Genomic DNA, 14,769 nt, shown 5'->3' on the forward strand with positions numbered 1-14,769 from the left:
CCGCCGTTGTTTCAACGGAGACCATGCCGATGCGCCTTGTTCTGACGGTCCTCTTCTTATCTCTGGCGTTCAGCGCCACCGCGCTTGCCCATGAATCCCACAAGGGGTTCAAATATGAAAGCTATTGCTGCAATGGCGACGCCGAAACCGGCGACTGCCAGATGATTCCCACGCGCAGTGTTCGTGTCACGCCTGACGGTTACGAGGTCTCGCTCGCACCCGGCGATCACCGCATGGTCACGCGACGCCATGTCTTCAACTGGTCGCAGCGCGAGGCAAGACGATCCGAGGATGGCGAATATCATCTCTGCCTGTTTCCGGATGAGGACACGCCGCGCTGTTTTTATGCGCCGGACATGGGGTTTTGAGGCAGTTGCTGCGGCCGGCTTTCCTCGATCCGCTTCAATATCCAGTCGCGGAACAGCCTGATCTTGCGAATGTTCCGGCGGTTTTCGGGGTAGACCAGCCAATAGTTCTTTCCTTCGCTGCTGAGGTGCTCGAAGGGTTGATACAGGCGGCCGAGCGCAATCTCATCGGCATAGAGTTCCGGGGTGAGCATGGCCACCCCCTGGCTGGCAATTGCGGCGGCGGCTTCGAAGGCCTGCACATTGAGGCGGCTGCGGGGATAACGGTCGAGGCCGGGATTTTCAACACCCACTTCCCGAAACCATTGGCTCCACCAGATGTCGCCGGGATCGATGATGCGCAGGCGCAGCAGGTCTTCCGGCTTGTGCAATCCGCCGATGCTGTCGGCAAGGCCCGGATGCAGCATCGGCGTGTAAACGCCACGCAGCAGTTGATGGTAGATCAGCCCTTTGCCGTTATCTTTGCTCCAGCGAATGGCGACATCGCAGTCCGACTGGGAAAAATCGATCAATGCGCTTGATGTGTCGAGCCGCACGGCAATCGAGGGATGTTCAAGCTGGAAAGCACCCAGATGCCGCGAAAGCCAGCGTGAGGCGAAGGTAGCGGTGGAATGGATTGTCAGGGTCGCGTCGGACGTGTCGCGCACATTGTCGACGGCCTCCCGCAGATTGTTGAAGGCTTCCGCGACTTTCGGCGCAAGTTTCTGCCCGGCCTCCGTCAGCGAGACCTGCCGCGCCTTTCTGATGAAGAGCGGCTCGCCGATATTCTCCTCCAGCAGTTTCACCTGATAGCTCACCGCCGTCTGGGTCATGCCCAGCTCTTCGCCGGCCTTGGTGAAGCTCAGATGCCTTGCGGCAGCTTCGAACACCCGCAGGGCATTGAGGGGAAACTGGCGGGACATTTTCATGGATAAGTTCTCTTTATGCCAATTGCCGAAGGTTTCATTGGTTTTTCTCCGGAAAACAGAGCATTTTTAGCTCAATTCATCAACTGAGCTTCTGACATTTTTGAATGGAGACGAACATGCGCACAGCACTCTTGCGCGCGTGGTCCCGCCTGCGTGCGGGCCTGCGGAGAGCGGAACGGTTTACCCTTGAAAGCATTGCACCGGACAATCTGGCGGATGAAAGCCTGCCGGATGGGCTCAGGCGTGATCTTGGCCTTGAGGATGGCCGTGTCGATTTTCGCTGCGACGGGTTTCGGCAGCGGAAATTGCTTGCAGCAACTCGGCTGCCACAAGGGCCGCTATGATCGCAGGCCGCTTGTCCCTGACGCTGTTGCCGCCGATGGGCAGGATGAGCTTTGCAAGGCGGGACAGGGGCTCTCCCTCCCGCTCCAGCCAATGGGCGAAGGTGGCGCGTTTGGTCTTCGAGCCGATCATGCCGACATAGGCGAGATCGTCGCGGGCAAGCGCTTCCTTCGCGATGAGGAAATCGAGCGCGTGATCGTGGGTGACGATGATGGCCGCGCCATTTGCCGGAATTTTCGCGACGAGCGCCTCCGGCATGGGGGTCAGCACGGATGCGACGTTCACTGGAAGATCGTGCAGTTCGTTTTCCCGCGTTTCCACCACTGTCAGCGTCAGGGGCAGCAGCGACAGCGCCTCGGCCAGTGCCTTCCCGACATGGCCCGCGCCGAAAATGAAGACGGAGGGCTGTTGCTCGGCCTCGCCCTTCACTCTCGCCTCCAGCGCTGCCGCGATTTCCGCCGTTATCAGCCGGAACCGGAGCAGGGTGCGGCCGCCGCAGCACTGGCCGATTTCCGGGCCCAGCGGAATATCCATGCGGTCTTCGGTAGAACCGCTCCGCAGCATCGCCCGGGCGTGGTCCATGGCCATATATTCGAACTGCCCGCCGCCAATGGTTTCCCACAGGCCGTCTTGCGAGACCAGCATGAAGGTTCCGGCCTCACGCGGCGAGGACCCTTTCACTGCCTCGATTTCCACGAGGATCGTGGCTGGATATTGCGTGAGGAAGCTGGAGAGGGAAGTCATGGGTCTCCCCTCACACCTTCTTCAGCCGTTCCACCGCCATCAGCACCCGCTCGGGCGTTGCCGGTGCATCGAGGCGCGGGCAAACCTTGTAATCGGCAACGGAGGCGACGGCCATGGAGAGGGCTTCGAGAACAGAGATCGCCAGCATGAAGGGCGGTTCGCCCACGGCCTTGGAACGGCCGATGGTGGGTTCGGCATTTTCCGCCCATTCCGCCAGCTTGACGTTAAAGCTCTTCGGCCGGTCGGAGGCGAGCGGAATCTTGTAGGTGGAGGGCGCATGGGTGCGCAGCCGTCCCTTGCCATCCCACCATAATTCCTCGGTCGTCAGCCAGCCCATGCCCTGCACGAAGGCGCCCTCGATCTGGCCGATATCGATGGCCGGGTTCAGCGACTTGCCGACATCGTGGAGGATATCGGTGCGCTCCATCATATATTCGCCGGTGAGCGTATCGATCGACACTTCCGAGCAGGCCGCGCCATAGGCGAAATAATAAAATGGCGTGCCGCGACCGGCGGCGCGATCCCAGTGGATTTTCGGCGTCTTGTAAAAACCGGCGGCGGAAAGCTGCACGCGGGCGAAATAGGCCTTTTTGATGAAATCATTGAAGGCGATTTCCTCAAGGCCGATGCGCACCCGGTTCGGCAGGAAGACGACCTCTTCTTCCGGCACGTTCCAGTTCTCGGCGGCGAATTTGACCAGCCTTTCGCGGATCTGGCGGGCGGCGTCATAGGCCGCCATGCCGTTAAGGTCCGTACCGGAGGAGGCGGCGGTGGCCGAGGTATTCGGCACTTTGCCCGTGGTCGTGGCTGTGATCTTCACCCGGCCGATATCCACCTGGAAGGCATCGGCCACCACCTGCGCCACCTTGGTGTAGAGGCCCTGACCCATTTCGGTGCCGCCATGGTTCAGGTGGATGGAGCCGTCATTATAGATATGCACCAGAGCGCCGGCCTGATTGAAGGCGGTCATGGTGAAGGAGATGCCGAATTTGACTGGGGTGAGCGCGATGCCCTTGCGGATGATCGGGCTCGTTTTGTTGAACTCGATGATCGCCTCGCGTCGCGCGCGATAGTCGCTGGAGGTTTCCAGCTCCTCGACGATGCGGGCGATGATATTGTCCTCGACCTCCTGATGATAGGGCGTCGTGGTGCGGCCCGAGCCGATCTCGCCGTAGAAATTCAGCTTGCGGATATCGAGCGGGTCCTTGCCCACCGCATAGGCGATTTCCTCGATGAAACGTTCCGCGCCCAGCATGCCCTGCGGGCCGCCGAAACCGCGAAAGGCGGTGTTGGAGACGGTGTGGGTTTTCAGCGGCCGCGAGGTGAGATGCACATGCGGGTAGAAATAGCTGGAATCAGCGTGAAACAGCGCGCGGTCCGTCACCGGGCCGGAAAGATCGGAGGAAAAGCCGCAGCGGGCGGCATAGGTGGCGTCGACGGCGTGGATACGGCCTTCCTCGTCGAAGCCAAGCTCGTAATCGACGCGGAAATCGTGGCGTTTGCCGGTGGCCGTCATGTCCTCGTCGCGGTCGGGGCGGATTTTCACGGTCCGGTTCAGCTTCTTGGCGGCGATGGCGCAGAGGGCGGCGAACTGGTTGCCCTGCGTTTCCTTGCCGCCGAAACCGCCGCCCATGCGGCGCACCTGCACCGTGACGGCGTTGGACGGGACCTGAAGCATATGGCTGACGATGTGCTGGATTTCGCTTGGATGCTGGGTGGAGCTCCACAGCGTTACCTCGTCATCCTCGCCCGGCACGGCCATCGCGATGTGGCTTTCGAGATAAAAATGCTCCTGCCCGCCGATCCGCATCGTGCCGGTGAGGCGGCGGGGCGCAACATCCATTTCCAGCTTGGCATCGCCACGCTTGAGTGTCATCGGATCGATAACGAGCGCGCCGCCATTTTCAATCGCCGTATCGATATCGGTGAAATGCGGCAGGTCCTTATAGGTGATCTTCGCCTTGCGGGCCGCCTTTCTGGCGATATCGCGGGTTTCGGCAAAAACCGCGAAGATCGGCTGGCCGTGAAATTCCACCTTGGTTTCGGCAAGCAGCGGCTCGTCGTGACGGCCGCCGGAAGAGATGTCGTTTTCGCCGGGCACGTCCTTGGCAACCATGACCCAGAGCACGCCGGGTGTTTTTTCCACTTCCGAGAGGTCCATCGAGACGATTTCGGCATGTGCCCGGTCAGAAAGGCCGAGAGCGCCGTGGATCAGTCCGGCGGGTTCGGGAATATCGTCGATATATTCGGCGCTGCCCGTCACATGCTTATGGGCGGAATCGTGCCAGAGCGAAGCGTGCATCGGGCCGTCGATTTCGGTTTTGGTCTTGTCGAAGCTTGTGGTGTCCATGGTTCAAGCCTCCTCCAGTACAAAACGCACAAGTTCCTGCTTTTGCCCCGAAGTCTCGAGGAAAAACCGCGTCAGCAGGTTCTTGGCCGTCAGTTGCCGATATTCGGCAGTCGCCCGCCAGTCGGTCAGCGGGGTGAAATCCTCGTCCAGCACATCGCGCGCCGCATCGATCGTTTCCTGGCGCCAGGGCTTGCCGAGAAGGGCTGCCTCCAGATGCGCGGCGCGTTTCGGCGTGCCGGCCATGCCGCCGAAGGCGATGCGGATGTCTTCGACCGCGCCGTCGGCATCGAGCGTCAGGTTGAAAGCGCCGCAGAGCGCGGAAATATCCTCGTCGCGGCGTTTGGAAATCTTGTAGACGGCATAGCTGCTTTCCGGCTTCCGGAACGGGATGAAGATCTTTTCGACGAATTCGCCGCTCAGCCGGTCCTGTTTGCCATAGTCGATGAAATAGCTTTCCAGCGGCAGGCTGCGGTTACCGGAGGAGGATCGCAAGGTCAGCGTCGCCCCGAGCGCGATCAGCGCCGGAGGCGTGTCGCCGATGGGCGAACCGTTGGCGATATTGCCGCCGATGGTGCCCATATTGCGCACCTGCTCGCCGCCGAGACGGTCGAACAGCCGGGCAAGCGGCGGGAAGCGTTCCGCAATGGTCTTGAAAGCCTGGCTGTAGGTGACGCCGGCACCGAGTGTCACGCCGTCCTCATCTACGGCGATGGTTTGCAGATCCCCGAGATTGTTGATGAAGATGACCGGGTTCAGCGCCCGCATCTGCTTCGTTACCCACAGGCCGACATCGGTGGAGCCGGCCACGATGGTCGCCTTCGGCTCAGCAGCGTAAATCTCGGTCAGTTCGGCCAGTGTCGCCGGAATGATGGTGCGGTCCTCGCCGTGGGTGACGGTGATCGTTTCATTGGCGCGGATCGCCCAGAGCCTTGCCATGATATCGGTGCGGTCCCGTTGCAGCGGGTCGAAGAGGGCGCTCGGGCGGGCAGCGGCGATCTTTTCGGCGGCGCGCACGATCGGCTCATAACCCGTGCATCGACAGAGATTGCCTTGCAGCGCCTTTTCGATGTCGGCGCGGCCGGGGTTTTCACTGGAAAGCCAGAGGCCGTAAAGCGACATGATGAAGCCCGGCGTGCAGAAACCGCATTGCGAGCCGTGGAAATCCACCATCGCCTGCTGCACGGGGTGAAGCGTGCCGTCGCGCGCGGCCAGATGCTCGACCGTCACGATATGGGTGCCGTGCAGCGAACCTAAAAAGCGGATGCAGGCATTGACGCTCTCATAACGCAGCGAACCGTCCAGCAGCCGCCCGACCAGCACCGTGCAGGCGCCGCAATCGCCTTCGGCGCAACCTTCCTTGGTCCCGGTCAACCGCTTGCTGATGCGGAGATAATCGAGAAGCGTGTCTGTCGGTCCGAAATCCTTCAGCGAGATGGTTTCGCTGTTGAGGATGAAGCTGATCGCGTCGTTCATGCAATGCCCTGCTTTTTTGACCGGCTGCCGAGCCGGTTTCTTGTCATTATCCCTGCGCATCATATGCACGCCCGCAGGCGTATATCGATTTCCGTTTTGGCAATTCATTGTTTCCAAAACGGAAATAAATTTCGGCAATTATTGCGCCGTCCAGCCGCCGTCGACGGAAATATGGGTACCGGTGATGTTGCTTGCCGCGTCGCTTGCCAGAAACAGCGCGGCGGCTGCCACGTCATCGACGGTGACGAACTGCTTGGTTGCCTGCAGCTCCAGCATCACGTCGTTCTTCACCGCTTCTTCGCTGATGCCGCGCACCTTGGCCATTTCCGGTATCTGCTTTTCGACGAGCGGGGTGAGCACATAACCCGGACAGATGGCGTTGACGGTAACCCCGGTCTGCGCGAGCTCGAGCGCTGCCGTCTTCGTCAGGCCCATGATGCCGTGCTTGGCCGCCACATAGGCTGATTTGAACGGCGAGGCGACGAGACCGTGGGCGGATGCGATGTTGATGATACGGCCTTTGCCGGCCTTCTTCATCAGCGGTATCGCAGCCCGCATGGTATGGAAGGAACTGGTCAGATTGATGGCGATGATCCAGTCCCATTTTTCCGTCGGAAACTCCTCGATGGGCGCGATATGCTGGATGCCGGCATTGTTGACGAGCACATCCACCGAGCCGAGTTTTTCGTGCGAGGATTGAATGAGATCGGCGACCTCGTCCGGTTTCGTCATGTCCGCGGGGTGATAAAGCACGCGCCCGCCGCTTTCCGCTTCCAGCAAAAGGCGAAGTTTTTCGATCTCGTCCTCATCGCCGAAACCGTTCAGCACAATATTGGCGCCCTCCCGCGCAAATCGCTGCGCAATCGCAAGGCCGATACCGCTTGTAGAGCCCGTCACGATAACTGTCCGATGCATGCTTTCCCCTTTTTGCATTACTTCGCACATGTTTAAGCAAGGTATGCCCAAAGGGGGCGGGCTGGCAATCGCCATTTAGGGCGCCATTTCGGGGGAGTTCGGTTGCGCGGTGAAACGGGCCGCGCCCATCCATTTTTTCGAAGCTAAGCATCCAGATTTTGCGCCAGATTCTGCATTTGCCTGCCGGGGCTTCCGTCCCTATCTCTGAGGCAAGCAAACAGAGGTATCATCTATGGAACTCGGTCTTTACACATTCGCGGATGTCAATCCCAACCCCGCCGATGGCCGTGGGCCGGAAGGCGCGCGCCGGCTGCGGGAACTCATCGAAGAGATCGAGCTTGCCGATCAGGTCGGGCTCGATGTCTTTGGCCTCGGGGAGCATCACCGTCCGGACTATGTCGTCTCCTCACCCTCCACCGTGCTCGCTGCGGCGGCGGTGAAGACGAAGAATATTCGCCTGACTAGCGCCGTTTCGGTGCTGAGTTCGGACGATCCGGTGCGGGTGTTCCAGCAGTTTTCGACCGTCGATCTCCTCTCGAACGGTCGCGCCGAAATCATGGCGGGGCGCGGGTCCTTCATCGAATCCTATCCGCTGTTCGGTTACGATCTCGAGGATTACGATGTGCTCTTCGCCGAAAAGCTCGATCTGCTTTTGGCGCTGCGGGAGCAGGAAATCGTCACCTGGTCCGGCACCAAGCACCCTGCCATTAACGGGCGCGGCGTCTATCCGCGTCCGTTGCAGGAGCGTCTGCCCGTCTGGATCGCCGTTGGCGGCACGCCGCAATCGGTGGCGCGGGCTGGCGCCATGGGGCTGCCGGTGGCGCTTGCCATCATCGGCGGGGAATATCGCCGCTTCGCACCGCTGTTCGATCTCTACCACGAGGCAGCACGACGGGCGGGTCAGGAGAAAACGAAACTGCGCACCAGCATCAATGTGCACGGCTTCATCGCTGACACCACCGACAAGGCGGCCGACCAGTTTTACGGGCCGCAGGCGGAAGTGATGAACCGCATTGGCCGCGAGCGCGGCTGGGGGCCAACGAACCGTGCGCATTTCGATGCGGCGCGTGGGCCGGAGGGCAATCTCTTCCTTGGCGAGCCGGAGCTGGTGGCGGAAAAGATCATCAAGGCGCATGGCGTGTTCAGGAATGACCGCTTCCTGCTGCAGATGGCCATCGGCCTGATGCCGCACGATCAGATCATGCGCGGCATCGAGCTTTATGGTACGAAAGTCGCCCCGATCGTCAGAAAAGAATTGACGGGGAGCGCCGATCCGGTGAAAGCCACGGCCTGATGATTGCCAAGGCGGGCGTTTTGAGACCCGCCATACAGAACGACGGACAGAGACATGGTCATTTCCACCGAAGAAGAACTGGTTCTGCTGAAGGACATCGGCCGTTTGTGCGCCGTCGCGATGCAGACCATGGCGGACGCGCTGGAACCCGGCATCACCACGGCCGAGCTGGATGCCATCGGCCGCAAGGTGCTGGAAGATAACGGTGCGCAATCGGCGCCGGAATTCTGCTACAAGTTTCCCGGCGCGACCTGCATCAGCGTCAATGAGGAAGTGGCTCATGGCATTCCGGGGCCGCGCATCATCAAGGCGGGCGACCTCGTCAATATCGATGTCTCGGCGGTGAAGAACGGCTTTTTCGGCGATACCGGCTCGTCTTTCGCCGTGCCGCCGGTGAAGAAGGACATCGAGCGGCTGTGCCGCGATGGCAAACGCGCCATGTGGACGGGCCTGCAGCAGGTGAAAACCGGCCGGCCTTTCGCCGATATCGGCAATGCCATCGGCGCCTTTGCCAAGAAGAACCGCTATACGCTGATCACCAATCTCGCCAGCCACGGTATCGGCCGCTCGCTGCACGAGGAGCCGAAGGAACTGGCGACCTGGCCGGACAAGGACGAGCGGCGCATCATGCAGGAAGGCATGGTGTTCACCGTCGAGCCGTTTCTCTCGACGGGCGCCTATTGGGCCGAAGACGGCGATGACGATCCATGGACGCTCTATAGCGATCCGAGCGCGCCGACGGTGCAGTATGAGCATACCGTGGTTGCGACCAAGAACGGGCCGCTGGTGCTGACGCTGGCTGAGTGAGGGAGCATTGCAGACGTTTGCGATGGCAGACGCATAGCCCGCCCAGCAGTGCGGACTTGCCGTATTCAAAACTCTTCCATCTCCTCATCCCTGTGCTTGTCGCAGGGATCCAGCCAGCCCAAGTCCTTGAGCTGAAAGGAGTCTTTTCGCCGCGCGGACGCGCGGCGGCTGGATTCCTGTGACAAGCACAGGAATGAGGGTTGGAAGGCGCGGCGCGGTATCCTTCACCTTAGGTCTTGAACCGATAACGACCGCTTATAACGCCGATCAAAATAACTCGCTTGTCCCTTATCCGCCCCGTTGCGATAAGCCATGCATGAGCATCGACAAGCCACTTTCCGCCAGACATCTGACCGCACTTGGATTTTCCGGGGCGTTGATGATGGCCTCCGCCATGGGTTTCGGCCGCTTTTCCTTCACCCCCATTCTGCCCGGCATGATGGCGGATGTTCCGCTTTCGGCGGGGGATGCGGGGATCGTGGCGGCCGGGAATTTCGCCGGTTATCTGGCCGGGGCGGTTCTCGCAGCCTATTCGTGGGGTTCGGGGCGGGAACGGCTGGTGGCGCTTTGCGGCCTGTTTTCCACCGGGGCACTGTTGCTTGCCATGGCGGCTTTCAATTCCGTCGCGGCCTTCACCGTCATCCGGTTTCTGGCCGGTGTCGCCAGCGCGCTGACCATGATCTTCACCTCGCAGATCGTTATCGGCCATGCCGTCAAGGCGGGCAGGGACAGCGTTCAGGCGTTGCATTATGGCGGCGTCGGTGCGGGCATCGCGATCTCCTCGCTTGCGGTCTATCTGATCGGCGTCGTTTTTGACGGCGGCGGTTCCTCATGGCGGGAGGAGTGGATCGCAGGTGCTGTCTTTTCCTTCATCACATTCATTCTCGTCTGGCGGGTGCTGCCCGCAGGCCCGCCGCGACATGCATCCTCGGTGGCGGAGCCGCCGCTCAACTGGACGCGGCCGCTCTTCCTGACGACGCTGGCCTATGGGCTTTTCGGTTTCGGTTACGTCATCACCGCCACCTTCATCGTGGCGATTGCCCGCATGGCCGCAGCCGGTGCTTTCGTGGAGTTTCTGGTCTGGTTCATCACCGGCTGCGCCGCCGCCATTTCGCTTTTCCTCTGGAAACCGGTCTTGAAATCGCAGGGGCTGAAACGCGCCTTCGTCATCGTGCTTGCCGTCGAAGCCGTCGGTGTTTTCGCTTCCGTCATGCTGCCGCCGGTGCCGGGTGTTCTCGCCGGAGGCCTGCTTCTCGGGCTGACCTTCATGGTCATCACCGCTTATGGCCTGCAGCTCGGCCGGGAATTTGCCGGGCCGAGCCCGCGTCGCGCCTTTGCGCTGATGACGGCCGCTTTCGGCACGGGGCAGATTGTCGGGCCGCTTGCCGCGGGCTGGATTGCCGAGGTAACGGGAAGTTTTACCGCGCCCAGCATTCTCGCTTCCGCCGTGCTCGTCGTCAGCATTCTGCTGATGCTGCCGGTGCTCGCGACGGAGCGGCGGCGCTAGGCTGGGGCCGTCTTTCCTGCCTTTCATCCGGTGTTTCCCTTGGGGATTGTCCGTCGCACGCGCCTTACATCTTGTTAAGGTCGACGCTTCTTCATTGCTGTGCACAAATTTCTGCCCTAGGTTCGGGCCAATAAGTGCTTCGCCAATAATGGCTGATTTCAAACGCGCGTGAGTTCGAAACGTGTTTCATTCCTTCTTTCCCAAACCGAAAATCTTCTTCACGTCGGCCATTATCTGGGCTTTTTTCGCCATTCTCGGATGGTACTTCATCGTTGAAGGGTTAGGTCGGTCTTGGGGCTATGTAATGCCTGAACAGGAACCCTACGATCTCAGCTACTTCCTGGTCCCGGCTAACCTGTTCTTTTACGCCTATCTCGCATTGTGTCTGGCGGCGTTCGGCGGCGTGTGGACCGTTATCGCCAAGGATCATCCGTGGAAATTCTGGTCCATCTGGGGATCGCTGCTGATTATCGCGGTCACCTATTTCGGCGTTCAGATTTCCGTCGTCATCAACAATTTCCGGCGGCCTTTCGGCGATCTTCTGCAAAATGCCCTTTCGAAACAGCCGGGTATCGAGGTCTGGGATTTCTACAGCCTTCAGATCGTCTTCGCCAAAATCGCCTTTCTCAGCATGGCGGTTTCGATCCTGACGGATTTCTTCACCAGCCATTATATCTTCCGCTGGCGAACCGCGATGAACGACTTCTACATGTCGAAGTGGGAAAAGCTGCGTCACATCGAAGGTGCGTCCCAGCGCGTTCAGGAAGATACGATGCGGTTCTCCTCAACGCTTGAGGGGTTGGGTATTACGCTCATCAATTCGGTGATGACGCTCGTCGTCTTCCTGCCGATCCTGTTTGCGCTGTCGTCCTATGTCTCGGAATTGCCGATCCTCGGTGAAGTGCCGCATGCGTTGTTCTGGCTGGCAATCGTCTGGTCCATCTTCGGTACGGTGCTTCTGGCGACAGTCGGCATCAAACTGCCCGGCCTGAACTTCCGCAACCAGCGCGTGGAAGCCGCCTACCGCAAGGAGCTCGTCTATGGCGAGGACCACGCCGACCGCGCCCAGCCGCCGACAGTCAAGGAACTCTACTCCAATGTGCGGAAGAATTATTTCCGCATGTACTGGCACTATCTCTATTTCAACGTCGCACGGTATTTCTACATTCAGGCCGATGCGGTGTTCCTGCTTCTGATGCTCGTTCCGACCATCGTGGCGGGTAAGATCACCTATGGTATCTACCAGCAGATCGCCACGGCCTTCGGTCAGGTCAGCAATTCGTTCCAGTATCTGGTCAATTCATGGACCACGATCATCGAGCTGCTGTCCATCCACAAACGTCTTGTGGCCTTCGAGGCCGCGATCGACGACAAGCCCCTGCCGGATATTGACGAGCGCTATCTTCAGCGCGAAGCGGAAGCCGGCGAGCTGGCGGCCAACAAGCCCTGACGAAAAAAGGCGGTCGATTGGCCGCCTTTTTCATTAGCTGAGAAGATTCAGCCCTCGGTCTTCTGCTTCTTCCGCGCCTCGATCATCGGCATCGCCTCGGCATAGCTCACACAGGCGACATCCTGCCTGCCGCAGACTTCGCGCAGAAGCCGCTCATAGGCGTTCCAATAGGCGCCGCCATTCATCTTCACGAAGTGAAAGCCCATCTGCAGCGGAATGCGCTCGCCATTATATTGCCTGTCGAATGCATTGCGGAAGGCCGTATAGGCGCGTTCCTCGAATTCCTTCGAACGATCCGGCGTTTCGACGCCGATGGAGTGGCGGATGAAGAGGTTGTAGTCCATGGCGATGATCGGGCGGTTGCCCGGACCTTCGGGAATGAGCGGCAGGCCGAAATGCTCTATGCCGTCGCGCTCCACCGGCCATTCCGGCCCCTTGGTGATGCTGGTGGCGTCATAAACGAAACGGTGCTTTTTCTGCGCTTCGGTCAGCGCCGGCCCCTGCGAGAGATAGGGCGCGCGGAAACCATTGATCTTTTTCACCATCTCGCGCCAGCCTTCAGGTTCCTCGCCCTTCTTGCCGATCATCTGCCAGGCGTTTTCCAGCGTGCTGGTGAAGGTGGTGAATTCGCCGTCCCATTGTTCGGCGGTCCATTGCCCGCCATCGAAATGGCCGCAGGTGTGGTTGCCGATTTCGTGACCCTCGCGATAGGCGGCCCAGATGTTTCTGAGCCTTGCCTCCACCTCTTCCGGCGACTGGCCGAAACCGACATTGGAGCGACCCGCCTTCTGGCCGGGTCCCTGATAGGTCTTGGCGCTGGTCTTCCTGTCCATCACCAGCGTGCAGGCCAGGAAATAGGTAAAATGCGCGCCGACTTGCTTGCCCGTCGCCCGGCTTCTTTCCCACAGCGAGTTGTCGCCCGCACCGTCGAAGGAGACGATGACGAGCTGCTTCGGCTTCTCGGCCTCTTCGGCAAAAGCGGGAAGGGCGGCGAGAAGCGACAGGGAAAAAGCGGCAAGTGAGCGAAACATCAGTTATCCGTCATATGAAACACCGTGGCCTTTTGCGGGTGGAATAAGGCGAAGCTTTGAATAGTCTGGCGTTTTCGTGACTTTCGGCCTAATTCCTGTTGCAGCTTGCGGTGATAGGGCCGCTTCGTTCCACCCGGGGGACCGTGTTTCATGCTTTTTCTCGCACTCTGTCTTGCCTTGTTCCTGCTGACCCATCTTTTGAAGGTGGTCGCACCGCAATTTCGCGCGCGGATGATCGCGGCGATGGGGGAAGGCCCCTTCAAGGGCGTCTATTCCCTCGTCAGCCTCATCACGCTCGGCCTCGTCATCTATGCCTTCGGCGAAGCGCGGCAGGAAACCGGAATGTTGTGGTATCCGCCTGTCTGGACGAGCCATCTCGCCGTGACCCTGATGCTGCCGGCGATGATCTGTCTTATCGCCAGCCTCATACCGGCTGGCCACATCGCAGTGAAGACGAAACATCCGCTCATCCTCTCGGTTAAAATCTGGGCGCTTGCGCATCTTCTGGCCAATGGTGAGACGTCTTCGATCCTTCTTTTCGCATCGTTCCTTGCCTGGGGCGTGGTGATGCGGATTTCGCTGAAGCGCCGGGAACGAGTGGGCGAAAAAGTGGTCCGGGACTTCGTTTCAGGCCGCTACGATCTGGTGGCCATTGTCGGCGGCATCGTCCTGTGGGGTGCTTTCATCCTGAAACTGCACGAATGGTTGATCGGCGTTCAGCCCATCGTCCTGTAGGAAATCAACGTTTCCCCCTTACATATCAGGCAAAATAGGCTAGAAGGCCGACCATGACCCGGTCGGTCTGGCTTTTGCTGACCCGGGTAAGCGGCTTGGTATGTCCGCGAACGGATGGATCGGCGACGATCTCCGCGCGGGTAACGGAGAATTTGATGGCAAACGAAAATGATACCTTTATCCGCGAAGTGAACGAGCAGATCCGTTCCGAGCAGCTGTCGCGCTTCTGGGGCCGTTACGGTATCGTGGTCGTGGGTGCGGCCGTTCTCGTGGTTCTCGGCGCCGCTGGTGCCGGTATCTACGAATACTGGAACACCAGCCGCGCTTCGAATTCCGGCGACCAGTTCCTTGCGGCGCTGAAGCTTGCTTCGGACAACAAGACGGATGAGGCGCTGAAGGCCTTCGCCGATCTGGAAACCTCCGGTCACGGCAATTATCCGGTTCTGGCGAAGTTCCGCTCGGCCACGCTGCTGTCGCAGAAGGGCGATGCGGCCGGCGCCATCGCCGCCTTCACCGCCATCGGCAACGACACATCCGCACCGCAGGTCTTCCGCGATACCGCCAAGGTGCGCGCGGCGTGGCTGCTGGTGGATAACGGCACCTATGACCAAGTCGTCGCACTGGCCGAGCCGCTGAGCGCGGAAGGCCAGACCATGCGGGCGTCAGCCCGTGAGGCGCTGGGTCTTGCCGCCTACAAGGCCGGCGATTTCGTCAAGGCCAAACAATGGTTCGAGCAGATCGTTGGCGACGCGCAAGCGCCGCGCAACGTGACGAACCGCGCGCAGATCATGCTCGACAATATCACCGCTTCGGGCAAGGCTGCCTAACACGGCTGCCCGACAAAGATC

General features: G+C 60.2%; 13 protein-coding genes. 7 read left to right on the forward strand and 6 right to left on the reverse strand.

Features of this window, described 5'->3' with window-relative positions; genetic code table 11:
• Nucleotides 1–29: 29 nt before the first annotated feature.
• Nucleotides 30–368, forward strand: coding sequence for a hypothetical protein (locus tag ACQZ5K_RS18560; protein ID WP_003524238.1), 339 nt, complete (start codon nt 30–32; stop codon nt 366–368).
• Here ACQZ5K_RS18560 and ACQZ5K_RS18565 read toward each other — a convergent pair.
• From ACQZ5K_RS18565 to ACQZ5K_RS18585, 5 genes are all read right to left on the reverse strand, one after another.
• A complete protein-coding gene (locus ACQZ5K_RS18565; protein WP_080851099.1) occupies nt 344–1,273 on the reverse strand; it encodes a LysR substrate-binding domain-containing protein in 930 nt (309 codons plus the stop codon). The two genes, ACQZ5K_RS18560 and ACQZ5K_RS18565, sit on opposite strands and share 25 nt — an antisense overlap.
• A gap of 237 nt (nt 1,274–1,510) precedes the next feature.
• Nucleotides 1,511–2,359 carry a xanthine dehydrogenase accessory protein XdhC gene (xdhC, locus tag ACQZ5K_RS18570; protein ID WP_448741077.1) on the reverse strand — a complete coding sequence of 283 codons (849 nt, stop codon included), beginning with the start codon at nt 2,357–2,359 and terminating at the stop codon, nt 1,511–1,513.
• A gap of 10 nt (nt 2,360–2,369) precedes the next feature.
• On the reverse strand, nt 2,370–4,709 hold the full coding sequence (xdhB, locus tag ACQZ5K_RS18575) for a xanthine dehydrogenase molybdopterin binding subunit (RefSeq protein WP_448741078.1): 2,340 nt from the start codon (nt 4,707–4,709) through the stop codon (nt 2,370–2,372).
• A gap of 3 nt (nt 4,710–4,712) precedes the next feature.
• On the reverse strand, nt 4,713–6,182 hold the full coding sequence (xdhA, locus tag ACQZ5K_RS18580) for a xanthine dehydrogenase small subunit (protein ID WP_448741079.1): 1,470 nt from the start codon (nt 6,180–6,182) through the stop codon (nt 4,713–4,715).
• 138 nt (nt 6,183–6,320) lie between these two features.
• The gene (locus ACQZ5K_RS18585) at nt 6,321–7,097 is read right to left on the reverse strand and encodes a 3-hydroxybutyrate dehydrogenase (protein ID WP_448741080.1); all 777 of its coding nucleotides are present in this window, start codon (nt 7,095–7,097) and stop codon (nt 6,321–6,323) included.
• Nucleotides 7,098–7,329: 232 nt separating this feature from the next.
• Between ACQZ5K_RS18585 and ACQZ5K_RS18590 the strand changes: the two genes are divergently transcribed.
• The 4 genes from ACQZ5K_RS18590 (at nt 7,330) to sbmA (ending at nt 12,155) form a co-directional block, all read left to right on the forward strand.
• Nucleotides 7,330–8,391 (forward strand): LLM class flavin-dependent oxidoreductase, encoded by a 1,062-nt coding sequence (locus ACQZ5K_RS18590; RefSeq protein WP_003524232.1) that lies wholly within the window; start codon nt 7,330–7,332, stop codon nt 8,389–8,391.
• Between the two features lie 54 nt (nt 8,392–8,445).
• Nucleotides 8,446–9,198, forward strand: coding sequence for a type I methionyl aminopeptidase (gene map / locus ACQZ5K_RS18595; RefSeq protein ID WP_065655656.1), 753 nt, complete (start codon nt 8,446–8,448; stop codon nt 9,196–9,198).
• Between the two features lie 316 nt (nt 9,199–9,514).
• Entirely contained in the window at nt 9,515–10,705 is a 1,191-nt protein-coding gene (locus ACQZ5K_RS18600) for an MFS transporter (RefSeq protein WP_448741081.1), read from the forward strand.
• Between the two features lie 181 nt (nt 10,706–10,886).
• Nucleotides 10,887–12,155, forward strand: a complete 1,269-nt coding sequence (gene sbmA / locus ACQZ5K_RS18605; protein WP_035261556.1) for a peptide antibiotic transporter SbmA — start codon at nt 10,887–10,889, stop codon at nt 12,153–12,155.
• 47 nt (nt 12,156–12,202) lie between these two features.
• Here sbmA and ACQZ5K_RS18610 read toward each other — a convergent pair whose 3' ends face one another.
• Nucleotides 12,203–13,186, reverse strand: a complete 984-nt coding sequence (locus ACQZ5K_RS18610; RefSeq protein ID WP_448741082.1) for a polysaccharide deacetylase family protein — start codon at nt 13,184–13,186, stop codon at nt 12,203–12,205.
• A gap of 150 nt (nt 13,187–13,336) precedes the next feature.
• Here ACQZ5K_RS18610 and ACQZ5K_RS18615 point away from each other — a divergent pair, with 150 nt between their 5' ends.
• Complete coding sequence (locus ACQZ5K_RS18615) at nt 13,337–13,921, forward strand: NnrU family protein (protein WP_448741083.1); 585 nt, start codon at nt 13,337–13,339, stop codon at nt 13,919–13,921.
• Nucleotides 13,922–14,076: 155 nt separating this feature from the next.
• Nucleotides 14,077–14,748 carry a tetratricopeptide repeat protein gene (locus tag ACQZ5K_RS18620; protein ID WP_059754238.1) on the forward strand — a complete coding sequence of 224 codons (672 nt, stop codon included), beginning with the start codon at nt 14,077–14,079 and terminating at the stop codon, nt 14,746–14,748.
• The last annotated feature ends 21 nt before the right edge of the window (nt 14,749–14,769 follow it).

The organism is Agrobacterium sp. 22-226-1, assembly GCF_053522345.1.